This window comes from Rhodococcus sp. 5A-K4 (assembly GCF_046097995.1).
Lineage (GTDB): Bacteria > Actinomycetota > Actinomycetes > Mycobacteriales > Mycobacteriaceae > Rhodococcus_F > Rhodococcus_F erythropolis.
This window is the reverse complement of sequence record NZ_JBJURM010000016.1, coordinates 126,238-150,208: the sequence shown is the minus strand read 5'-3', so window position 1 is coordinate 150,208 and position 23,971 is coordinate 126,238. Positions and strand designations below refer to the sequence as shown.

Below are 23,971 nucleotides of genomic sequence, written 5' to 3'. Positions count from 1 at the left end.
ATGCATTTCCACGACGATTCACTGTTCCCCGAAACCCAGGACAAGCTTGTCATCACCGTTGCTCCCTACGGACCGGAGTGGGAGCCGGACGATTTTGCAGAAGACCTCCCGCTGTCGATGGACGAGCACGTCCAGCAAGCCGTCGACTGCTTCAACGCCGGTGCCACCGTTCTCCACATCCACGTGCGTGAACTCGACGGCAAGGGCTCGAAGCGACTGTCGAAGTTCAACGAGCTTCTCGGCCGCTTGCGTGAGGCCGTTCCCGAGATGATTCTGCAGGTCGGCGGCTCGATTTCGTTTGCCCCGGAGGGCGAAGGCGCCGATGCGAAGTGGTTGTCCGACGACGTGCGTCACATGCTGGCGGAATTGGAGCCGGCTCCCGACCAGGTGACGATCGCGATCAACACCAGCCAGATGAACATCATGGAACTGATGACCGACGACGACATCGCGGGTACGTCGATGCAACGTCCGGAATTGGCCGATACGTATCGGGAAATGACCGTGCCCGCCGGTCCGGAGTGGGTGGCAGAGCACCTGCGCCGGTTGCAGGCCGCCGGAATCCAGCCGCATTTCCAGTTGTCCAGTATTCCGCAGCTCGAAACGGTGGAGCGGTTGATCCGACGCGGCATCTACACGGGTCCGGTCAACCTCACGTGGGTTGCAATCGGCGGCGGCTTCGACGGCCCCAACCCGTACAACATGATGAACTTCGTCCAGCGTGTTCCCGACGGTGCGTGCCTGACGCTGGAAACGCTGATGCGTAGCGTCCTGCCGGTGAACACGATGGCCATCGCGATGGGCTTGCACGCTCGTTGCGGCAACGAGGACACCATCTGGGGCCGCAAGGGCGAGAAGATGACGTCGGTGCAGCAGATCGAGCAGTTGGTGCGCATTGCAGGCGAATTGGGCCGCGAGGTGGCTACCGCGAAGGAAGCTCGGGACATCTACCGGATCGGCGAGACGTATGCCGACACCGACGAGACGTTGGCGAAGCTGGGTTACGCGCCCAACCGCCGGATCGGCCAGCTGGGATTCACGCAGCACGCCTGAGTTCACACCCTCTCGTACAACAGTTCCGGGGGTACGAACCGCGACGGTTCGTACCCCCGAATCCCCCCGTCTACCTCGAGTACTTCTAGGAGAGTCATGGGACTGCAAGCTCCCGCCACGCCACGTGTGGACACCGCGCTCGGAATCGGCGGACGACGAAAGTTATACCCGTGGATCGTTTTCGCCCTGGCTTTCGGTCTTCTGCTCTCGGACTACATGTCGAGGCAGGTGCTCAGTGCAGTCTTCCCGATCCTTAAAGCGGACTGGGATCTCTCCGATTCACACCTCGCCTCCCTGAGCAGCGTGGTGGCATTGATGGTCGGGCTGTTGACGTTCCCGTTGTCGCTGCTCGCGGACCGCTGGGGCCGCGTCAAGAGCTTGATCTTGATGGCGGTGTTGTGGAGCGTCGCGACGTTGCTGTGCGCAATCGCTCAGACCTACGAACAGATGTTGGGCGCCCGATTCTTGGTAGGTGTCGGTGAAGCGGCGTACGGCAGCGTGGGTATCGCCGTGGTCCTCAGTGTGTTTGCGCCCCGCGTGCACGCAGCTCTTGCCGGTGCCTTCATGGCCGGTGGATCGTTCGGTTCGGTCATCGGTGTGGCAATCGGTGGGTTCATCGCAGTCCAGTTCAGTTGGCGGTGGTCTTTTGCCGCCATGGCGATCTTCGGTCTGATTCTGGTTGCGCTGTTCCGTGCCCTCGTCACCGAGAAGAAGCTCACCGCTTACGCCGTCGAGGCCGCGCCGGATGCCGCCGGGGAAGCGGTGAGACACGACGGTTTTCGTGCGCCGGTGTCCTCGCTGTTCACCAATCCCGCCGTGTTGTTCGCCTACATCGGTGGTGGTCTCCAGATGTTCACCGCCGCTGTACTTCTGGCGTGGTTGCCGAGCTTCTTCAATCGCTACTACGATTTGGCCCCGGACAAGGCCGGCGTCACGGCTTCCGTATTCGTCCTCTTGGTCGGAAGTGGGATGGTGGTGTGCGGGTTCATCACAGATCGATTCAGCCGCGACGATTCGGCGCGGAAATGGACCACCGCAATCGTCTACTGCGCCATCTCGTTGGTGACGCTGAGTATCGGGCTCCGGTTGGATACGGGGACAGCGCAACTCGTATTGCTCGGTATCGGTGCATTCTTCTCCGCCGGTTCGTCGGGGCCGACGGCAGCTATGGTCGCGAACCTTACCCATCACTCGATTCGAGCGTCGGCCATGGGAACGCTCACCGTTGCCAACAACCTTCTTGGGCTGGCGCTCGGTCCCTTCGTGGTCGGCATCCTCGCCGATCACCTGGGTCTTCTCGGTGCTCTACAGCTTTCGCCCTTCGTCTATGTCGTCGCGGCCCTCGCGTTGGTAGCCGGCAAGCGTGCCTACCCCGCCGGGATGAGGCGGCTGGCGACGTTGCAGAATCGGCCCGAGATCCCCGGCGCCACTGAAGTAGCAGAAGTTCGGAGTTCCTGATGGATGAATCACCCACGGTAGTAATAGTTCCCGGTCTGCGCGATCATGTCGAGGATCATTGGCAGACTCACCTCGCGCGCAGGCTCGACAACGTTCTGACGGTTCCTCCCCTCGAGACCGACAAGCTCAGTCGCGATGCCAGGGTTGCGGCATTGGACGAGGTGTTGACAAGTGTTTCCAGCCCGGTGGTCCTGGTCGCGCACAGCGCCGGAGTTATGACCGTTGCTCACTGGGCGAGGGCGCATCATCGAGATGTTGCCGGCGCACTTCTGGTCACGCCGGCGGATCTCGAACTTCCTCTACCCGAGTCCTATCCGTCTCTCGAGGAGCTCGATCGGAACGGGTGGCTACCGATACCGCGTCAGCGTCTGCCTTTTCCGAGCACGGTCGCGGCGAGTCGGAACGATCCGCTCGCCGGGTATCGCCGAGTTGTGGGTTTGGCTGAAGGATGGGGGAGTCGGTTGCTGGATCTGGGTGAGGTCGGACATCTCAATCCGGCGTCCGGATACGGGTATTGGCCGCGGGCGGAATCGTTGGTGCGGGAGCTGCTCGAGTCGGTGTCGCACGCTGCCTCGTCTCATGCCACGGATTCCGATGCGCAGGAGGAACACAGTCATGCTTGATCTTGCTGCTCTGCTGGAAGACTCGGCCCGGCGATACCCGGAACGGGATGCGCTGGTTCTCGGAGAAGCGAGGCTGACGTATGCGCAGTTCGACGCGTACGCGTACGCGAATCGCATCGCCCATCTGCTCGTCTCGCGGGGTGTCGAGCCAGGTGACAAGGTGGCGTTGTCCTGCCCGAACGTTCGCGAGTTCCCGATCGTCTACTACGGCATTCTCAAGGCCGGTGGCGTCGTCGTTCCTCTGAACATCCTGCTCAAGGGGCGCGAAATTGCCTATCACCTGGCTGATTCGGAAGCGAAGCTGTACTTCTGTTTCGAGGGAAGTCCCGAATTACCGATCGCCGAGTACGCCATCGCCGGGTTCGAGCAGAGCGAGACCTGTTCGGCCCTGATCGTGATCAGCACCGAGCCGGGTGCGCCGTCGTCGACCCTCGGAGTCGAGACTCTAGGCGAAGCACTGGCATCCGTGTCCGGCACGGAAACGCCTGCAGCCGCGGTTGTTCGTGAACCGACGGACACCGCGGTCATTCTCTACACCAGCGGCACGACCGGAAAGCCCAAGGGCGCCGAACTCACTCACTGCAACATGGTCTTGAATGCACTGTCGACCAACCGGTTGTTCGAGAGCGTTCCGTCCATGCATGAGCGTTATCTCCTGACTTTGCCGTTGTTCCACTCGTTCGGCCAGACAGTGACCATGAATGCGGGAATCTGCGTCGGTGCCACTTTGGTGTTGATGCCGCGCTTCGATGCGACCGCGGCACTCGAGATCATGGAACGCGAAAAGATCTCGGTCTTCGCGGGCGTCCCGACCATGTATTGGGGACTGCTCGGCGTGCTGGAGGAGGTAGTGAAATCCGGGGTGGATATCGAGACCGTTGCACAGAACATGCGGTGCGCGATCTCCGGTGGTGCAGCGCTTCCCGTCGAAATCTTGACACAGTTCAGGGAACGCTTCGGTGTTCAGATCCTCGAAGGGTACGGGTTGTCCGAGACCTCTCCGTTGGCCTTGTTCAGTGACCCGGAGAGCGACCCCCGGCCCGGTTCGATCGGCGTGCCGATCTGGGGCGTCGAAGCGCGGCTTGTCGATGACTCTTGGCGTACGATCACCGGCCCCGATGAAGTGGGTGAGTTGGCCATTCGCGGGCACAACGTCATGAAGGGCTATTTCAACCGACCCGAGGCGACGGCGGAAGTAATGTGCGACGGATGGTTTCGCACCGGGGATCTGGCACGGGTCGATACCGACGGAAATTACTACATCGTCGACCGCGCGAAGGACATGATCGTGCGGGGCGGATTCAACGTCTACCCACGCGAAATCGAAGAGGTTCTGCTCACCCACCCAGCCGTCTCACTCGTCGCTGTCGTCGGGGTGCCGGACACGAGCCTCGGCGAAGAAGTTGTCGCATTCGTGATCCGAGAGCCGAGTGAAGAGATCTCCGAATCGGATCTCGTGGAATGGTCGCGGGAACAGATGGCCGCCTACAAATATCCGCGCCGCATCGAGTTCGTGCCGTCGCTGCCGATGACGGCAACCGGAAAGATTCTCAAACGTGAACTGAATCAAGCATTTTCGATTGTCTGAGGAGATCGATGACTGACGTTCGAGCAAGTGAAGCTTTTCCCGTGACCCAGGCCATGAAGGATTCGGGTGGCTGGAATCCGTTGTGGGACGGACTTTCGGAGCTGGATCCCGAGTGGACCGAGCTGTACATGAAGACAGCAATGCAGCCCTGGAACAGTGGGGTGCTGTCACCTCAGGTGATCCAGTTGCTGTGCATAGCCGTCGATGCGGCGAGCACACACATGTACGCACCCGGCGTACGACGCCATATTCGCGCTGCGCTCGACATGGGAGTGACCCCGAAGGAGATTCTCGAGGTGCTGAAACTGACCACCGTCGTCGGGATTCACTCCTGCAATGTCGGCGTTCCGATCCTGATTGAGGAAATCGCGAACCGGTGACGGCGGTCAGTCCCGCTCGCGGTTCTCCCGTTCCTCACGCTGACGCTGGAGGAACGGGCTCGGGTTCTGTCCGCCGATCGGACCGTGGCCGAGGACTCCGTGCTCGTAGGCGGACTCCGCGTGCAGGGCAACGTCGATTCCGCGGGCCTCGTCTTCACGCGAAATACGGAAGCCGAAGGTCTTGTCGATGAGCTTTCCGAGACCGTAGGTCACACCGAAGGCATAGAGCGCGACCACGACGACACCGACGAACTGCTTGCCCAGCTGCGCGAATCCGCCGCCGAAGAACAAACCTTCCGGACCGCCCGTCATCACGGCCGTCGCGAGGAGTCCGATCAGCAACGAGCCGACGATTCCGCCGACGAGGTGCACGCCGACGACGTCGAGGGAGTCGTCGTAGCCGAGCTTGTGCTTCCATCCCACGGCGTACGAGCAGACGATGCCCGCGATCAGACCGATGACGAGCGCACCGAACATGTTCACCGTTCCGCACGACGGGGTGATCGCGACCAGACCGGCGACGACGCCCGAAGCTGCGCCGAACGTCGTGGGGTGTCCGTCACGGTTCTGCTCGACGAACAGCCAGCCGAGTAGTCCGGTACAGCCGGCGACGAGTGTGTTGAGGAAGATCTGCGAGGCCATACCGTCGGCCGCAAGGGCCGACCCGGCGTTGAATCCGAACCAACCGAACCAGAGCAGACCGACGCCGAGCAGGACGAACGGCAGATTGTGCGGACGCATCGACTCGGCCTTGAAACCCATCCGCTGGCCGAGGACCAGTGCCAATGCCAGGCCTGACGCTCCGGACACGATTTCGACCACGAGGCCACCGGCGTAGTCGAGTGCGCCCATCTGGGCGAGCCATCCCTGCGGATTCCACACCCAGTGAGCGACGGGGACATAGACGAGCAAGGACCAGATGGGGACGAAGATCATCCAGGCGGAGAACTTCGCGCGGTCGGCGATCGCACCACTGATGAGTGCTGCAGTAAGGATTGCGAACGTCAATTGGAAGGTTGCGAACAACACTTCCGGGACATTCCCGTGCACGGTCGACGGGTCGATGCCCGCCATGCCGATGTGTTCGAGTCCGCCGATGATGCCACCGTGATCGTCGCCGAACACGAGGCTGTAGCCCACGAACAACCACGCGACCGTGACGAGTGCGATGGAGACGAAGCTCATCATGATCATGTTGAGCACGCCGGTCGAGCGGACCATGCCGCCGTAGAAGAGCGCGAGTCCTGGCGTCATCAGAAGTACGAGTGCAGTACTGACGAGCAACCAGGCAGTTGCTCCGGCATCGATGGTGGCGGGCACAGTTTTCTCCTCACGCATGCGGACCAGCCCGCGTGCACGGAACCCACGATGGGTGCGTGCGGTTTCCTCCGCACTGCGATTGTGTTGCGAACATGTTTCGGGAGAAGTCGGCGTTGCACCCGCACCGGATCACCTGTCGTGGGTCGCCGGTAGTCTTTGCGCGTGGCCCTGTACCGGAAGTATCGACCCGCGTCCTTCGCCGAGGTGGTGGGGCAGGAGCATGTCACCGCACCGCTCAGCACGGCCCTCGACACCGGACGCATCAACCATGCCTATCTGTTTTCCGGCCCGCGCGGCTGTGGAAAGACGTCGTCGGCGCGAATCCTGGCGCGTTCGCTGAACTGTGAGCAGGGACCGACGTCGACGCCGTGCGATGTATGCGACTCGTGCGTTTCGCTTGGCCCGGGCGGCACAGGCAACCTGGACGTGACGGAACTCGACGCCGCAAGTCACGGTGGCGTCGACGACACCCGAGAACTCCGAGACAAGGCGTTCCACGCCCCCGCCGCTTCTCGCTACCGCGTCTTCATCATCGACGAGGCACACATGGTGACGGCGGCGGGCTTCAACGCGCTGCTCAAGATCGTCGAAGAGCCGCCGGAGCACCTCATCTTCATCTTTGCGACGACGGAACCGGAAAAGGTTCTCCCGACCATCCGTTCGCGTACACACCACTACCCGTTCCGCCTGTTGGCGCCGTCGACCATGCGCGGACTCCTGGAAAAGATCTGCGCCCAGGAAGGCGTACCGGTCGAGCCTGCTGTTTATCCCCTGGTCATCAAGGCTGGCGGCGGTTCGCCTCGCGACTCGTTGAGTGTCCTCGATCAGTTGCTCGCGGGAGCCGGCGAAGAAGGTGTCACGTATCCGCGGGCGCTCTCTCTTCTCGGAGTCACCGACGTCGCGCTCATCGACGAAGCAGTAGACGCCCTGTCTGCCAGTGACGGAGCCGCCTTGTTCGGCACTGTCGATCGGGTGATGGACGCCGGTCACGATCCACGCCGATTCGCGCTCGATCTCCTCGAACGTCTACGCGATCTCATTTTGATGCAGGCAGTCTCCGATGCCAGCGAACGAGGGTTGGTCGATGCGCCGGAGGCCGAGCTGGTCACGATGCGTGAACAGATTCAGCGAGTCGGCCCGGCCACGCTCACCCGTTTCGCCGAAACCGTCCACGCTGGTCTCAGTGAAATGCGTGGGGCGACGGCGCCGCGGCTGCTGCTCGAAGTGATGTGCGCGAGAATGCTGCTTCCTTCGGCCTCCGACACCGAGTCGGCTGTGTTGCAGCGGCTCGAGCGCCTGGAACAAGGTCTTCCGGCTGCCGGAGTCGCGGCTGCCGCTGCCCCTCGCGCGGCAGCAACGCCGGCACCGACTGTGCCGCCGCTCGAACCGGAGATTGCTTCCAAGTTCCAACGGCCCTCCCAACGCAAGGCCGAGCCTGAGGCACGGCCGGAACCAGCCGCCCCGGCTCCGGCGGCGCCGCCGGTCGTCGAGGCTCCTGTCGTCGAACCTCCGGTAGCGGCAGCTCCCGTGGTCGAGCCTCCCACCGTCGAGATCGTGGAACCGCCGGTTGCGGAAGCTCCAGTGGTTGAAGCTCCGGTGGTTGAAGCACCAGTGGTTGAAGCTCCGGTTGCCGAAGCTCCAATAGTTGAAGCTCCTGTGGTTGAACCACCGGCTCCTGCTCCGGTCGAAGCGGAAGAGCTGATCGGGCTTGCCGAGCCGGAACCCGACTACGAGCCCGAGCCCGAGTACGAGGAGCCGGCGGCTGCAGAAGCTGCGCCGGTCTCGGCGGGCCCCACAGTCGAGACCCTCCGTGAATCGTGGAACACCTTGCGCAACAAGGTCGGTGAACGAAACAAGGTTCTTCCGGCCATGCTGTCCGCTGCGACGGTTCACGACGTGCGTGGACATGTTGTGGTCATCGCTCACGGCTCGCCGGTCCTGGGTGCTCGTGTGACGCAACCGCACAACGCGGCGGTCATCTGCGAGGTCCTTGCCGAGATGTTCGGTGGCACTTGGCAAGTCGAGTACCAAGAAGGTGCGCCCACAGCGCCGGCAGCATCGAGCGCACCCAAGGCGACAGAAGCTGCGAGCCGCCCGGCCGCTGCGCCCCGCTTCTCGCGCCCCAGTCAGGAGCGTGCAGCGCAGCAGCCCAAGGCCCCGCAGCCCCAGCGCGGAGATTCGGACGACATTCCGCCGCCTGAGGCCCCCGACTATCCGGAAGACCCTGGACCGGCCCCTGCTCCTGAGGTCGACTACGAGGCAACTCCTCCGCCTGCAACGCCGGAGGACGAGGACGAGATGTTCGCGGAGGCGGCTGAGCCCGCTGATCCGACTGCCAGACGTGATCCCGAGGACGTTGCAAAGGAACTCCTCAAGGACGTCCTCGGGGCACGCCGCCTCGAAAGCTGAGTTGCCGACTCGGTCCGTGCGCGTGAAACGGCTGTCGGAATGCCGCGGCACCACTGTGTGATCGAATTGTTATAAGTGCCGTTCCTTTTGTGTGCGCACGTGTCGAAAGGGCACCGGCTCGGCCCGGCAAAGCTGAATTGTGTGTGGCCGGTTTGCTGGCACATTCGTTCGCTCAATTCCGGTGTAACGAAACATCGATTCGGACGATGGTCGCCGAAGAATATCTGGAATTTCTCGTTGTCTGATCGACATTCGCGTGCTGTTGCTAATTCTCGGTGTGTCACGAATGTTCAGATTGATAGTTGTCGGATGTTTGTTTTGCGGTGATCGACCAATTTGGGACATTCGGCGAATTGGCCACATATTCGGCATTGCGGCATTTCGATGCGCACTCAACTGAGCATTTGCCGATCTCGAGAAAATGGTGGCCGTGAAACCGGTGTCCGGTACGGATGTTCAAACCACTGCTTGACCGGCGACGAAGCAAATAAGTAACTCTGAGTTACAGCTAACTATCGATTGCTGTCAAATTGCTGACACATGTTCACGGAGCTGAACGACCTTTGTTATTTGTTTATGCCTTGAGGTGAATCTGCGTTTTACACACGGCTGAACGCGTGGTTAGTCTTCGGTCGATTGAGTCTCCCGTGGATGCGCGCGAAAATAGGAAGTGTAAGATGACTGAAGATTCAACTAATCCCGCGATCGCGATAGTCGGGATGAGCATGTGGTCTCCCGGTGCCCATGATCTGCAAGGATTTTGGGAGAACGTCCTCGCGCGACGGATGCAATTCCGAAAGTTTCCCGAGTCGCGGATGTCGCTCGACGACTACTGGAGCGCGAGCCCTGACGACGTCGACAAGACATACGCCGACCGCGGCGCGTTCATGGACGGTTTCGAATTCGACTGGGTCGGTCGCCGGATACCGGAGCGAACCTTCAAGTCGACAGATCTCACACACTGGTTGGCGCTGGAAACAGCACTCGGGGCTTTGACGGACGCGGGCTACAGCCGAGGATCGGTGCCAACTGGACGCAGCGCCGCAATCGTCGGCAACTCCCTCACCGGTGAAGAATCCCGGATGTGGTCGATGCGTTTGCGTTGGCCTTACGTCAAGCGCGCACTCGCTGTGGCAGCCGAAGCGCGCCAGTTGGACAGTTCCGTCGCCGATGCTCTCGCCGAGACGATGGAAGAGGTCTACAAAGGCCCGTTGGTGGAGCCGAGTGAAGACACTCTGGCCGGCATGTTGTCGAATACGATCGCCGGCCGGATCTGCAATTACCTCGACTTCAACGGCGGCGGGTACGTCGTGGACGGTGCGTGCGCGTCCGGAATGCTCGCGGTGGCGACTGCAGCCGAAAAGCTGGCGTCCGGCGCGGCCGACTTCGTATTGGCAGGTGGAGTCGACGTCAGCCTGGATCCTTTGGAACTGGTGGGATTCGCCCGTTTGGGTGCACTGACACGCGGCGACATGAACGTGTACGACGCAAGCCGAAGCGGATTCATCCCGGGTGAAGGTTGCGGATTCGTGGCCTTGAAACGACTCGAGGACGCCAGGGCGGACGGCGACTACGTGTACGCGACGATTCGCGGCTGGGGCATCTCCACCGATGGCAAGGGTGGAATTACCAAGCCCCGCGCCGAAACTCAGGCCGAAATGATCCGTCGCGCATACTCGGGAGCGGGATTCGCGGCCAGCGAGGTTGCCTTTGTCGAAGGACACGGAACTGGTACTCCCGTCGGGGACCCTGTCGAATTGGCCGGAGTCCAGCAGGCCGCGCAGACGGACGGACCCGTCGAGGCTCGTAGCATCGGCATGACCTCACTGAAGTCGCTGATCGGGCACACGAAGGCGGCGTCGGGCATCCTTGCGCTGATCAAGGCGACCATGGCCGTCAATCAACGAATCCTTCCGCCGCTCGCCGGTTGCACCGACCCGAACCCGGCGTTCGGAACCGAAGCACCGGCACTCTTTCCGCTTGTCAACGGCGAGATCAGAGATCCGTCGGAGAAGATGCGTGCCGGTGCGCAAGCCATGGGTTTCGGCGGTATCAACTGCCACGTCGCGATCGAATCGGCTGATGCACCGTCCAGCAAGCTGACACCCTCGCAAGACGTCCGCACGATGATGGCGTCGTATCAGGACACCGAGGTATTTGTACTCTCTGCAGATTCCGCGGTGGACTTGGCGACCCGAGCGCGGGATGTTGCAGATCTGGCGGTTCCGTTGAGTGTTGCCGAGCTGCTGGACTTTTCGGCGAAACTCTCGCGAGTGATCTCGCCGACCGCGCCCTTCCGTGCCGCAGTGGTGGCCGGACGTCCCGCGCAGTTGGCCGAACGCATGCGTCAGCTTGCCGTGATCTGCGAGAACTCCGCTCCAGCTTCCGGCCAGGTCAAGGTGGTGAGCAACGAGATCTCGATCTCGAACAGCGTCCGCCACGACATCGGATTCCTGTTCCCTGGACAGGGATCCCAACAACTCGAGATGGCTCGCGTGCTGATCGAGCGCTTCGAGTGGGCGCGCGAACTGGCGACCAAGGCGGACGGCTGGTTGGAGGGAGTTGGAGCGGAGGCGATCACGCCGCGGATTCTGCGGAACCCGGTCAAGAGTGCAGACGCTGCGGAATTGGCGAAGTGGAAGCGGGACCTCGCCCAGACACAGTTCACCCAGCCCGCCGTCGCCTTGGCGTCGCTGCTCTGGTTCGAGTACCTCCGCCGATTGGGTGTCACACCCAGTGCTGTCGCCGGCCACAGTCTCGGGGAGTTGACTGCGCTCTACGCGGCCGGAGCTTACGACCAGAAGACGCTGATCACCTTGGCTGCGGCGAAGGGTGCGGCCATGGCTGTCAGTGGTGGTGGAAACGGCGCAATGGCGAGCCTGACCTGCGACCGATCGACGGCTGAGGCGATCATCGCGGAGGCAAAGGGTTACGCGACCGTCGCGAATCTGAATACGCCCACGCAGAGTGTGGTTTCGGGTACCAAAGACGCGGTCGACGATGTGGTTGCCATCGCGAAGACCCGCGGAGTGTCGGCTCAGGCGCTTGCCGTGTCGAATGCTTTCCACTCCGAGATGATGAATGAGGCCGAACGGGAGCTGAAGTCCACTGCGCCCGTTGACGAGCAAGTCGATTCGTTGACTTGCCCCGTGTATTCCTGCGTCGAAGGGGAACGCGTACAGACGCCACTGGGACTTCGCGAACTGGTCACCAAACAGGTTGTCTCACCGGTTGACTGGGTCAAGACGGTAAGTGGGATCTCGCAGGAAGTGGACCTGCTCGTCGAGGTCGGACCCGGCCGTGTGCTGACCGGGCTCACCAAGGCGATCAATGGGACCGACGGCGTGCGCTGCTTCCCCGTTGCGTCCAAGTCCGGACGCGACGAGGACTTCAACGTCGCACTGGCCGCGACGTACGTACACGGCGCTCAGGTCCGCTGGAACGAACTTTTCGACGGCCGGTTCGTGCGCGAATTCGTTCCTGCGGATCAGAAGGTGTTCATCGAGAACCTGGCCGAGGCGAAGCTGACGGTTACCTCTGCTCCCGAACCGCTCGCACTTGGTACGTCCGGCGGGGATCCGGCTGCGGCGCTGGCCGATTACCTGAGCCGACGCGGGACCTTCCTCGTCGACGTCATTCGCGCGGATGTAGGCAGTGGAGCGACTTCTCCGTCTTCTCCATCTGTTCCATCTGCTCCGACTTCGCGGGCAGTCACCAACGGCCACGAATCTGTAGCAGCGAAAGCTCCTTCGCCGGTTTCGGCTCCGGTAGTCGAAGAGCCGGCTGTTGCGGGCGCCGGGTCCGTGGAAAGTGAGCTGATCAGGATCCTCGCCGATACGACGGGATTCCCCGCCGAGTCGATCACGACGGATCTGCGTCTGCTCGATGATCTGAATCTCGACTCGATCAGTGCGGCAGAGGCCATTTCGAAGGTTGCACATCAGTTCGAGGTTGTCGACCTCGACCCTGCCGAGTTGGCCAACGCCACCATCGGAGAAGCAGCATCGCTGATCCTTGCGGCATCACCGCATCCCGGTTCTGACGTTCCAGCAGCGAGTTCGGCGCAGTCGGACGTGTCGCGAATACTGCTCGAGGTAATCGCGGAGGACACCGGATTTCCGGTGGAGTCTCTCGACGTCGACCTCCACCTTCTGGACGATCTGAACATGGACTCGATCAAGGCCGCCGATGCAATCGCCACGGTGGCAACACGGTTGGGTGTTCAGGGTGACCTGGATCCGGCCGAACTCGTCAACGTCAGCCTGGGTGAACTGATCGAAGTGCTCGATCGGTCCGCGAAGGAGAAGTCGGGGCAGCAGCAGCCGGCTGCGCGGGCGCTGCCGGCGAAGGCAAAGGGTATATCAGCCGACAGCTTCACCTGGGTTCGCGATTACACCCTGGAAAAGGTTCGGAGCGAGACAGCGTTGCACGGAGTCCGAGACCTCACGGACACGACGTTTGTAGTCATCGGTGACGACGCCGGTTTGGTCGGAAGGTTGGAATCCGAACTTCGAGGTCGTGGTGCTCAGGTCGACATTCGCACATTCTCCGACAGCACTACTGCGAATGCACACCACGTGGTTGCCGTAATGCCGCGCGTGACCGATGATTCCGTCACCGAAAGCGGCTTGCGCCGTGGGATCGAACACATGTACAAGATAGTTCCGGCGCAGCAAAGTGGAGGCGCGCGAACCACATTGGCAGTGGTTCAGTTCACCGATGTCGAGTTGAGCAATCCAGCGCCGGTGCCGAGTGTGGCGGCTTTCGCCGCTTCGGTGCATCACGAGCGTCCGGAACTGGATGTGCGCGTCATAGGATTCGACGGCTCGACTGCGGACGCGGAGGTGGCAGCCACTGTCGTCTCCGAGTTGGATTCGGTTGCACCCTATGTGTTCGCGACTTACGACGCCGAGATGGGACGCACGGCACTGCAACCGCGGGTTCTCGCCTCGAACGACTACACCGTCCGCGAAAGCGGATTGGGAAGTTCGGATGTCGTGGTCGTGACCGGTGGCGCGAAGGGCATCATGGCCCAATGTGCTCTGGCCCTCGGTCGAAAGACCGGCGCCGAACTGGTGCTGATCGGAAGCTCTCAGCGACAAGCGGGCGACGAGATCGCCTCCACTCTTGCGGACTTCACGTCTGCCGGTTTGAGCGCTCACTACTATCGCTGCAACGTCACGGATGCCGCGGCGGTGGCCGGCGTCGTCGCCCAGATCGAGGTCGAGGTGGGGCCGATCACCGGGTTTGTCCACGGTGCGGGGGCAAATGTTCCGCGGCGGTTCGAGAGAGTCGACAGCGCTGCGGCTTTCAAGGAGGTTGCACCTAAGGTCCTGGGCGCAGCCAACTTCGTCGAAGCGCTCGCTGATCGTGACTTGAAGCTGTTCGTGGGCTTCTCTTCCATCATCGGATTCACAGGTATGCCCGGAAACAGCTGGTATGCATACGGAAACGAGCTTCTCGACGAAATGGTGGTGCGGTATGCCGCCGGGCACCCGAAGACTCGGACGTTCTCGCTCGCGTACAGCGTGTGGGGAGAGACCGGAATGGGCGCCCGCATGGGCAGTGTCAACCACCTCGCGAAGATGGGTGTCATGCCGATTTCGACGGCTGCGGGAGTGGATCATTTCCTTCGCCTGGTCGACAGCGGACCCGAGGCGAGTCGTATCGTCGTGACCAGTCGACTCGGCGGTCTCGACACCTGGGCGCCTGCAGCACCGGCTCTGCCGGCGGTGTCGCGCTACATCGACCAAGTGGTGACATTCGAGCCGCAGGTAGAACTGGTGACCCGGACGACGTTGTCCACCTCGGCGGATCCCTTTGTCCTCGATCATGTCTGGAAGGGATCGGCGCTGCTTCCGACGGTGTTCGGGCTCGAGGCGATGTCGCAGGCGGCGGCGTATGTCACGGGACGCGTGACCCTGGGTCGCGTCCGCATCGACGACATCAAACTGGATCGACCGATCGTCGTCGACACCGTCGAGGGCACCAGAGTCGAGATCAAGGCAAGCGTCGTGGAGCAGGATCGTGATGCCGCAGGAACGCGGGTGCATGTCACGATCGGCACCGAACGGACCGGGTACGGGCGGCCCCATTTCTCGGCCGACTTCATCTTCGGGCTGGACGAATCACTGCCGGAGTTCGAGAAGGAGTTGCCGCGACCGGTGCTCGACATCGATCCGTTGGACGACCTCTACTCGTGGTTGCTGTTCCAGGAGGGCGATTTCCGCCGACTCGAAGAGATCTCGAGCCTCGATTCCGAGCACATTCTCTTCAGTGCTATTTCGCGAGCCGACCGTAAGCAGCACCTCCTCGGTGATCCGTATTTCCTCGATTCCCTGCTCCAATCGGGCCAGATCATGGTTCCGCGGGAGATCTGCCTTCCGGTCAACATTGCGCGAATCGACATGTACGACGGACGATTCGAGGCTCGTTCGTTCACCGCGTACGCCTACGACAAGGTGCAGACAGAGACCCACATGCAAGCCGACGTGGCGGTGGTGAAGGACGGACGAGTGGTGATGCAGCTCGAGGGATATCGCTCCCAGATTCTCTCCCACGACGAAAGCCGTCCTACGGCTGAGGAAATCGCGGATCCGACTGCGCGCGACGCACAGATCATTCTCGACAAGCTCGCGCAACACAGCCGGGCGTTGGGAGTGAAGAGCCCGCGGGTTGTGGTCGCGCACACCCCGGGGATTCACGAGTTGACCAAGTCGGAACGCCACGAGCAGGAGAAACCGATCGCCGAGGCGGCCGTGAACATTCATCTCGATGAGGATGTGGTGATCAAATGAGTAATGCCTTTGCCATCGAATGGCAGGAAACCGGAAAGCCCGTCGTTGTCGGTGATATTCCGCCCTCTGTGGATGTCTCGCTCTCGCACGACGGCAGCAAGTCACTCAGTTCGGCCGGCGACTGGCCTCAGGGGTGTGACATCGAACCGATTCGCTCCCGAACCGTCGTGCAGTGGAAGGCGCTTCTGGGTTCGGCGCGGATTCCGCTGCTCGACGAGTTGATCGCAGGCGGCGAATCACTCGATCGTGCGGGAACCAGGCTGTGGGCGGCGGCCGAGGCGATCCGAAAGGCCACGGGGCAGATGTCGGTTTCTCTGGCGATGGGCGCCAGGGAGGAAGACGCAGTGACCTTCCGCGGCGGCGCAGAGGGAAGCGTGGTGGTTCTGACCTTTCCGGCTCTGTTGACGGACAACGAGGAGCGAATTCTCGCGTTTGTGACCGATGAGGCGGATGCCGAAGAGCGTGTTTCGGACGAGGAGGATGCGGAAGAACCGGCGCAGGACCCGGCACCACAGTTCGACTCCGGCCCGTTGTCCGCGAAGTCTCTCGCGCAGTTCGATCCGATGGCCTACGGCTCCGACGTGCATGTGGTGGCCCGAAGCGGCTATCCGGCGGTGTCGATCCGGTTCCCCGTCGGGTTCCGGGACGCGTGCAACGTCGGTGGATCAGTGGGGTTCGCGAGCTTCGCGCTGTGGTTGGGCGCTTTGCGAGAGAGGGGAACCGGACCGATCTCGAAGCAGATCGTGGAGGACATGGCGACGGGCCGTTGGGGCATGGTGACCAACAACTCCGAGGTGTTCATCGATGCGAACCTGTACACCGACGACATTGTCGAGGGGACGATCTGGATCACCGAGCTCACCGGTCCGGATCGGGCAACCACCAATCTGCATGTCGAATGGTGCCGGGTCGACGGCGAGACGCGCACTCACATCGGGTGGAGTGCGATGCAGACGACGTGGGTGGAAATCCTCTCCCACGGTGTGGTGGCGGCACGGCCGATGCCGCAGTACTTCCACGATTTCATCGAGCCGATGACGATTCCGACGGGGGCGAAGAACGTCGCTGTCCCCACACAACCGAAGGACGTCGATCGTGGTTCCTTGATCCGCTCGGCTCCGATGGTGCCGCGCAATCCGTACCTGCTCGAATCCGAGGTGTTCTCTACGACGATGCAGGACGGAAACGTCGTGGGCAACATCTACTTCGGAAACTATTACATCTGGCAGTCGAGGGTTCGGGACAAGTTCCTCGCCCGTTCTCAGCGTGAGGCCATGGCGGCCAGAGGCGCTCTCGGGGAACTGCGTTGTGTGCACACCAGGGTTGAGCATCTGCGCGAGGTCATGCCGTTCGACGACGTCCTGGTCACGATGTCCTTGGCTGCCCTCTACGAGAGGGGGATCGACCTCGAGTTCGAGTACTTCAAGGTCAATGAGGACGGATCACGGGAGAAGCTCGCGATCGCTCGGCACCGAACTGTCTGGACGATGCCGGGCGCTCCGGGAGAACTGGAAATCTCTCCGCCGTCGAAACTTCCGCAGTCACTGATCGATTCGGTGCTGGAGGCGATCGACGGAAAGTAGACGGGGGATTTTCCGAGATCGAAGTGGAGAGACGGGTTGCGTTTTCCTTGCCGGAGAACGCAACCCGTTTCGATGGGGAGGGGTATGTATGGGTATCGGGGTTTCGAGAAGGTCGGTTCTGAAGGGGTCGGCAGTCGGCACGGTGGCGGTTGCATTGGGTACAAAGGCAAGTGCTGTTCCAACCGGGAGCGCGGACATCGAGTCGCCGTTGATTTTTCATTCGCCGGAGTTCGAGCCGTTTTGTGACGAACTACCCTCGTTGTCGACGCTTTCCGGAAACGAGATCACGCTGACAGCGCAAGTGGGGCAACATGCCTTTCATCGGGACTTTCCATCGTCCCCGGCACTGTCGTACCGCAGCGGAGAGATCGGTGGCGGCTATCTGGGCCCGACCGTCGAGGCGCATTCCGGCGAGCCGATCATGTTGACGTTCGAGAACGATCTGACCGGACATCCGTTGGCAGCGGACATGGATATGACGCTGCACGGAATGCAGGCCGACTTTCGTGCGAAACCGCCGACGTCGTTGCACTTGCACGGTGGAGTCACTTCACCTGAGAGCGACGGCCACCCGGAACTGCTGGTGATGCCGGGACAGGCTGCGATGCATCACTTTTCGCACGGTCAGGAAGCCGCCCACCTCTGGTATCACGATCACGCGATGGGCATCACCCGGCTCAACGTCTACGCCGGTCTGATCGGCAACTATCTGATCAGGGATGAATTCGACACCGGCAAACTGGGAAATCCGTTGGGGTTGCCGGCCGAGGAATTCGAGATCCCGTTGATCCTGCAGGAGAAGATCTTCACGCCGACAGGCGCCCAGAACGGCCGATCCACCATCTTGATCCCGGAAGGATCGTGGGAAGGCGGCGCGGTGGGCGACGTTGGCTTGGTCAACGGCAAGGTGTGGCCGGAACTGTCTGTGGCTCGGGGCCTTTACCGCTTCCGCATCGTCAATGCGTCGTCGGCAAGTGTGTGGAATCTTCACTTCTCGAACATGATGACGTTCTGGGTCATCGGCAACGACGCCGGAATGCTCGACGCACCCGTCGCGGTCAATGCCTTCCGCTGCGCACCGGGGGAGCGGTACGACCTCCTCGTCGATTTCACCGGACTGTCGGAGGGTTCGACGGTGGAGCTCCGCAACGACGAGGCGCCCCCGCTGCCCGCTGCTGTCATCGGTGAAGTGACTATGCCGCTGTTCTGCCGGTTCCGCGGCGACTCCAGGCGCGGATTCACCGGTGGTGTTCCGTCGCAACTGCGCGGTGGGCGCCGACAACGTGACGTTCTCGCCCCGTTGGAGCAGCCGACGGTAATTCGCACGGTGACAGTGAGCCAGCAACTGGAACTGCGGAATCCACCGGCTCAGATGACGCTGAACAACCTGACGTTCAGCACCACGGACGTCGAGAGGCCGCGGCAAGGCACCGTCGAGCAGTGGAACATCGTCAACACCACGCCGGACCCGCATCCGATACACCTGCACCTGGTGAATTTCCGGATTCTCGGCAGGACACCGATGCGGACGCTGGAGTACTTGATCCGCCATCCGCAGCCGGTGATCGGCAACAAGTGGACTCCGTCGCCCGACGGGTTCGAGGCGGGGCCGATGATCGCGCCGGCGCCGTGGGAAGCGGGGATGAAGGACACCGTCAGGGTGGACGGCGGCACTGTCACCCGGATCATCGTGCGATTCCCCACCGAGGATGAGCTGGGTTTCGATCCCGACGCGATGTTCGATCGTCTTCCGAGCGCTGTGATGACGGGCGGTGGGATGACGGGCGGTGGGATGACGGGCGGTGATCAGGCGCATCAGGGAAACGGGCACCACGGCATGAGCAACCACGACGCGAGTAACACTGGTCGGCTCCAGGGATATGTGTGGCATTGCCATCTACTCGATCACGAAGATCACGACATGATGTTGCCGTATCGCATCGTGCCGTGAGTGCTTCCGGGGGCGCTCTCGAAATGAACCGAAGCGGGCAGGCGTTCGCGCGTCGGATCACCTCGGTCACCTAGCAGGATCGCTTCGGTCCTTCCCATGAATTTGGAACACGTTCTACAGTGAAAGGGCTGAGGTCTGTACCTCGGCCATGCGCCACCACCGAAGGCGGCGCGGACGATCTGCAGACCGGTTCGACGAATTACACGGAAGGAACACCTCACAGTGACCACAGAGGCATTCATTTATGAAGCCATCCGTACCCCGCGAGGCCGCGGCAAGAAGACCGGGTCGTTGCACTCGGTCAAGCCGATCTCGCTGGTCACGGGTCTGATCCAGGAACTGCGCGTGCGCTTTCCCGACCTCGACGAGGATCGGATCTCCGACCTCATCCTGGGCGTCGTCACCCCCGTTGGCGATCAGGGAATGGACATCGCCCGCGTTGCAGTCAACGATGCGGGACTGCCGGACACCGTCGGCGGCGTTCAGCTCAATCGTTTCTGCGCTTCCGGTCTCGAAGCCGTGAACATGGCAGCTCAGAAGGTTCGGTCCGGCTGGGACGAACTGGTGATCGCCGGTGGCGTCGAGTCGATGTCCCGCGTTCCGATGGGATCCGACGGTGGACCGTGGGCGCTCGACCCCGCCACCAACTACGACAATTACTTCGTGCCGCAGGGCGTCGGCGCAGACCTCATCGCCACCATCGAGGGCTTCTCGCGTGACGACGTCGATGCATACGCCGTGCGCTCGCAGGACCTCGCCGCCAAGGCGTGGACCGGCGGATACTTCGCCAAGTCGGTAGTGCCGGTCAAGGACATCAACGGCATCACCATCCTCGACAACGACGAGCACATGCGTCCGGGCACCACGGCCGAGAACCTTGCCGGCCTGGCTTCCGCGTTCGGTGTGATCGGTGAAATCGGCGGATTCGACGCCGTATCGCTGCAGAAGTACCACTGGGTCGAGAAGATCAACCACGTTCACCACGGCGGCAACAGCTCGGGAATCGTCGACGGCGCTGCCCTCGTGCTCGTCGGTAGCGAGCAGGCCGGCAAGGACATGGGTCTGACGCCGCGCGCTCGCGTCGTCGCCACCGCCACCAGCGGCGCCGACTCCACCATCATGCTCACCGGCCCGACGCCGGCGTCGAAGAAGGTTCTGGCAGCTGCCGGCCTGACGGTCGACGACATTGACCTCTTCGAGATCAACGAGGCATTCGCTTCCGTCGTCCTGAAGTTCCAGAAGGACCTGAACATCCCGGACGAGAAGCTCAACGTCAACGGTGGCGCGATCGCCATGGGTCACCCGCTCGGTGCAACCGGCGCGATGATCACCGGAACGATGGTCGACGAGCTCGAGCGTCGTGGCGGCAAGCGCGCCCTCATCACCCTGTGCATCGGCGGCGGTATGGGCGTTGCCACCATCATCGAGCGCGTCTGACGCGGCGTCCGTCCTTCCAACGAGGCTTACCAGGAGTCAAGCAAAGTGACTGATCAGAACATCATCAACTGGGACCAGGACGCCGACGGCATCGTCGTGCTCACCATCAACGATCCCAACCAGGGCGCAAACACCATGAACGACGCGTACATCGCGTCGATGAAGGCCACCGTCGACCGTCTGGTCGCCGAGAAGGACTCCATCACCGGTGCCGTCATCACCTCAGGCAAGAAGACCTTCTTCGCCGGTGGCGACCTCAAGAACATGATCAAGGTCGGCCCCGAGCAGGCCGAGGAGATCTACAACCACAGCGTCGAGATCAAGGCAGACCTGCGTCGCCTCGAAACTCTCGGCAAGCCGGTAGTCGCCGCCATCAACGGTGCGGCGCTCGGCGGCGGCCTCGAGATCGCTCTCGCGACCCACCACCGCATCGCGGCAGACGTCAAGGGCGTCAAGATCGGCCTGCCCGAGGTCACCCTCGGCCTGCTGCCCGGCGGCGGCGGCGTCGTGCGCACCGTGCGGATGCTCGGTCTGCAGAACGCGCTCATGGGCGTCCTGCTCCAGGGGCAGCAGCGTGGACCCGTTCAGGCCAAGGAAGTCGGCCTCATCGACGAGGTCGTCGGCTCGGTGGATGAACTGGTTCCGGCCGCGAAGGCGTGGATCAAGGCCAACCCCGAAGGCGGCGTTCAGCCGTGGGATGTCAAGGGCTACAAGATCCCTGGCGGAACCCCGTCCACCCCGGCATTCGCTGCCAACCTTCCGGCGTTCCCCGCGAACCTGCGTAAGCAGCTCAAGGGTGCTCCGATGCCGGCTCCGCGCGCCATCATGGCCGCAGCCGTCGAAGGCTCGCAGGTCGACATCGACAACGCGCTCCTCATCGAGGCTCGCTACTTCACCTCGCTGGTGACCGGCCGCGTCGCGAAGAACATGATTCAGGCGTTCTTCTTCGACCTGCAGTCGATCAACGGCGGCGGTTCACGTCCGGCAGGCATCGAGAAGTCCACCATCAAGAAGGTCGGCGTCCTCGGCGCGGGCATGATGGGCGCGGGCATCGCGTACGTCTCCGCGAAGGCCGGCTTCGACGTCGTCCTCAAGGACGTCAGCATCGAGGCTGCCAACAAGGGCAAGGCGTACGCCGAAGGCATTGAGGCCAAGGCACTCTCGCGCGGCAAGACCACGCAGGAGAAGTCCGACGCACTCCTCGCCAAGATCACCCCGACGGCTGACCCGGCAGATTTCGCCGGCGTCGACTTCGTCATCGAAGCGGTCTTCGAGAGCCAGGAACTCAAGCACAAGGTGTTCCAGGAGATCGAGGACATCGTCGATCCCAAGGCACTGCTGGGCTCGAACACGTCGACGCTGCCCATCACGGGTCTCGCCACCGGCGTGAAGCGTCAGGAAGACTTCATCGGCATCCACTTCTTCTCGCCCGTCGACAAGATGCCGCTGGTGGAGATCATCCGCGGTGAGAAGACCTCCGACGAGACTCTGGCTCGCGTGTTCGACTACGTCCAGGCGATCCGCAAGACGCCGATCGTGGTCAACGACTCGCGTGGCTTCTTCACCTCGCGTGTCATCGGAACCTTCATCAACGAGGCCATCGGCATGCTCGCCGAGGGCGTCGAGCCTGCCACCATCGAGCAGGCCGGTATGCAGGCCGGTTACCCGGCTGCGCCGCTTCAGCTTTCGGATGAGCTCAACCTCACCCTCATGCAGAAGATTCGCAAGGAATCTGCCGACGCCGCCAAGGCCGAGGGCAAGGAACTGCCGGCAGATCCGGCCGGCGAGGTCATCAACACCCTCGTCGAGAAGTTCGATCGTAAGGGCAAGCTCGGTGGAGCCGGCTTCTACGATTACGCCGAGGGCAAGCGCACCGGCCTGTGGTCCGGACTCCGCGAGAACTTCAACTCCGGAACCTCCGACGCCCCGATCCAGGACCTCATCGACCGCATGCTGTTCATCGAGGCGATCGAGACGCAGAAGTGCTTCGACGAGAACGTCCTGATCACCACGGCGGACGCCAACATCGGCTCCATCATGGGCATCGGATTCCCGGCCTGGACCGGTGGCGTTCACCAGTTCATCGTCGGATACGAGGGCGGCACGGCCGGCTTCGTCGCTCGCGCAAAGGAACTCGCTGCGCAGTACGGCCCGCGGTTCACCCCGCCGGCTTCGCTAGGGGCATAGCCCCCGTGCGCGGTTAGGGAGTCTCAACACTTCCTAACCGCGCACAGCTTTATCCACAGGTTGGTTTTCTCGGCGAAATCCGACTGTATGTATTTGCAGGCTCGTCGTATGCCTTCACATACAGAAATCGATGCATTGCAGACCGTCGTCGATGCTCAGCACGGACTGGTCACTCACACTCAACTTCACACCATCGGATTTCCTCGCTCTCGCGTGAAACAACGAGTTGAGGTCGGACGCTGGCAAACTGTTCTTCGCGGCGTCTACTCCGTCACCACGGGCCCATTGACCAGGTATGCCGTACTCGAGAGGCCGCGCTCTTGTACGGCGGCGGGTCGTCGATGCTCAGCCATCACACCGCCGCTGAGGAATGGTCGATGCGTCGGCCGGATGGCACTGCACCCGTGCATATCACCGTTCCGTACGGGAAGTCTGCGATCTCTCAGGCCGCCACTTTCGTTCGTGGCCTCGGCGCCGACCGACATCCGTCACCCCTGATCGGCACTGTCCTCCATCCCGGCGTTGTGGTCCACCGTTCGAGGGCTCATCGTCACATTGGCGTCGACGCGCAGATGCCGCGCACCGGCAAGGCTGATACAGCACTCGATCTGGCCGTCGCAGAACCGACTCCGCGTGAGGCCTATGTCAGCCTCATCACCACAGTCACCAACGGCCGCATCCGATTGACGGACGTCCGCCGACGCATGGAGGAGCGCTCACCCCGTAGATACCGGAAGGCCCTCGAAAGTGCGGTGAAGCTTTTGGCCGACGGGGTGCAATCGACTCTCGAATATCACTATGCGGTGGATGTGGAGCAAGCACACGGGTTGCCCGCGGCCAGACGCCAATCACCGGTTCGCGTCGACGGGCGCACGCTGTACGAGGATTGTGATTACAGCGAAGTGGGTGTGCCGTTGATCGTGCGTCTCGACGGTCGGTGGGCGCATTCCATGGCCGAAGTGGCATTCCGTGATCGCCGTCGTGACAACGCGGCAGAGCTGGCAGGTCGTCCGCGGTTGGTCTACGGATTCGACGAGGTGATGAAGACCCCGTGCCAGGTTGCGCACGAGGTGGAGACGGTCTTGCGGCGGGGAGGTTGGGGGAGAAGAGGGGAGAACCCCTGCGGGGCCTGTGAGTGGTTAAGGAGTGCAGAGACTCCTTAACCACTCACAGGGAGCGGAGCTC

General features: G+C 62.2%; 12 protein-coding genes and 1 pseudogene. 12 read left to right on the top strand and 1 reads right to left on the bottom strand.

All coding sequences use genetic code 11. From position 1 onward, the window contains the following. The 5 genes from ACKAMS_RS20990 to ACKAMS_RS20970 all read left to right on the top strand — a co-directional run bounded on the left by ACKAMS_RS20990 (position 1) and on the right by ACKAMS_RS20970 (position 5,102). Positions 1-1,053: a 3-keto-5-aminohexanoate cleavage protein gene (locus tag ACKAMS_RS20990; RefSeq protein WP_003943988.1), complete on the top strand. Its 1,053-nt coding sequence runs from the start codon at positions 1-3 to the stop codon at positions 1,051-1,053. Positions 1,054-1,149: 96 nt separating this feature from the next. Further along, on the top strand, positions 1,150-2,511 hold the full coding sequence (locus ACKAMS_RS20985) for an MFS transporter (protein WP_021332896.1): 1,362 nt from the start codon (positions 1,150-1,152) through the stop codon (positions 2,509-2,511). Next, positions 2,511-3,134 (top strand): alpha/beta hydrolase, encoded by a 624-nt coding sequence (locus ACKAMS_RS20980; RefSeq protein ID WP_042950423.1) that lies wholly within the window; start codon positions 2,511-2,513, stop codon positions 3,132-3,134. Before ACKAMS_RS20985 ends, ACKAMS_RS20980 begins: the two co-directional genes overlap by 1 nt. Further along, a complete protein-coding gene (locus ACKAMS_RS20975) occupies positions 3,127-4,722 on the top strand; it encodes a long-chain-fatty-acid--CoA ligase (protein WP_408989471.1) in 1,596 nt (531 codons plus the stop codon). Before ACKAMS_RS20980 ends, ACKAMS_RS20975 begins: the two co-directional genes overlap by 8 nt. 8 nt (positions 4,723-4,730) lie before the next feature. Then, entirely contained in the window at positions 4,731-5,102 is a 372-nt protein-coding gene (locus tag ACKAMS_RS20970) for a carboxymuconolactone decarboxylase family protein (protein WP_408989470.1), read from the top strand. 6 nt (positions 5,103-5,108) lie between these two features. Here ACKAMS_RS20970 and ACKAMS_RS20965 read toward each other — a convergent pair whose 3' ends face one another. Beyond that, on the bottom strand, positions 5,109-6,422 hold the full coding sequence (locus tag ACKAMS_RS20965; protein WP_003943791.1) for an ammonium transporter: 1,314 nt from the start codon (positions 6,420-6,422) through the stop codon (positions 5,109-5,111). Between the two features lie 162 nt (positions 6,423-6,584). Here ACKAMS_RS20965 and ACKAMS_RS20960 point away from each other — a divergent pair, with 162 nt between their 5' ends. The 7 genes and pseudogenes from ACKAMS_RS20960 to ACKAMS_RS20930 all read left to right on the top strand — a co-directional run bounded on the left by ACKAMS_RS20960 (position 6,585) and on the right by ACKAMS_RS20930 (position 23,949). Next, positions 6,585-8,831, top strand: a complete 2,247-nt coding sequence (locus ACKAMS_RS20960) for a DNA polymerase III subunit gamma and tau (RefSeq protein ID WP_211918636.1) — start codon at positions 6,585-6,587, stop codon at positions 8,829-8,831. A 677-nt stretch (positions 8,832-9,508) separates the two neighbouring features. Beyond that, positions 9,509-15,628 (top strand): SDR family NAD(P)-dependent oxidoreductase, encoded by a 6,120-nt coding sequence (locus ACKAMS_RS20955; RefSeq protein ID WP_408989469.1) that lies wholly within the window; start codon positions 9,509-9,511, stop codon positions 15,626-15,628. Beyond that, the gene (locus tag ACKAMS_RS20950) at positions 15,625-17,211 is read left to right on the top strand and encodes a hypothetical protein (RefSeq protein WP_151097650.1); all 1,587 of its coding nucleotides are present in this window, start codon (positions 15,625-15,627) and stop codon (positions 17,209-17,211) included. The genes ACKAMS_RS20955 and ACKAMS_RS20950 overlap by 4 nt, the downstream gene beginning before the upstream one ends. Before the next feature lie 88 nt (positions 17,212-17,299). Next, entirely contained in the window at positions 17,300-19,162 is a 1,863-nt protein-coding gene (locus ACKAMS_RS20945; RefSeq protein WP_408989468.1) for a multicopper oxidase domain-containing protein, read from the top strand. 222 nt (positions 19,163-19,384) lie between these two features. Further along, positions 19,385-20,599, top strand: coding sequence for an acetyl-CoA C-acetyltransferase (locus ACKAMS_RS20940; protein ID WP_003943886.1), 1,215 nt, complete (start codon positions 19,385-19,387; stop codon positions 20,597-20,599). Between the two features lie 45 nt (positions 20,600-20,644). Then, positions 20,645-22,786 (top strand): 3-hydroxyacyl-CoA dehydrogenase NAD-binding domain-containing protein, encoded by a 2,142-nt coding sequence (locus ACKAMS_RS20935; protein WP_020968211.1) that lies wholly within the window; start codon positions 20,645-20,647, stop codon positions 22,784-22,786. Positions 22,787-22,894: 108 nt separating this feature from the next. Next, positions 22,895-23,949 (top strand): annotated as a pseudogene (locus ACKAMS_RS20930) (hypothetical protein). Positions 23,950-23,971 lie beyond the last annotated feature (22 nt).

What these genes read in the sequence shown, in the direction of transcription:
- ACKAMS_RS20990 (WP_003943988.1), top strand. Translation starts at nt 1, where the DNA reads ATGCATTTCCACGACGATTCACTGTTCCCCGAAACCCAGGACAAGCTT.
- ACKAMS_RS20985 (WP_021332896.1), top strand. Translation starts at nt 1,150, where the DNA reads ATGGGACTGCAAGCTCCCGCCACGCCACGTGTGGACACCGCGCTCGGA.
- ACKAMS_RS20980 (WP_042950423.1), top strand. Translation starts at nt 2,511, where the DNA reads ATGGATGAATCACCCACGGTAGTAATAGTTCCCGGTCTGCGCGATCAT.
- ACKAMS_RS20975 (WP_408989471.1), top strand. Translation starts at nt 3,127, where the DNA reads ATGCTTGATCTTGCTGCTCTGCTGGAAGACTCGGCCCGGCGATACCCG.
- ACKAMS_RS20970 (WP_408989470.1), top strand. Translation starts at nt 4,731, where the DNA reads ATGACTGACGTTCGAGCAAGTGAAGCTTTTCCCGTGACCCAGGCCATG.
- ACKAMS_RS20955 (WP_408989469.1), top strand. Translation starts at nt 9,509, where the DNA reads ATGACTGAAGATTCAACTAATCCCGCGATCGCGATAGTCGGGATGAGC.
- ACKAMS_RS20950 (WP_151097650.1), top strand. Translation starts at nt 15,625, where the DNA reads ATGAGTAATGCCTTTGCCATCGAATGGCAGGAAACCGGAAAGCCCGTC.
- ACKAMS_RS20945 (WP_408989468.1), top strand. Translation starts at nt 17,300, where the DNA reads ATGGGTATCGGGGTTTCGAGAAGGTCGGTTCTGAAGGGGTCGGCAGTC.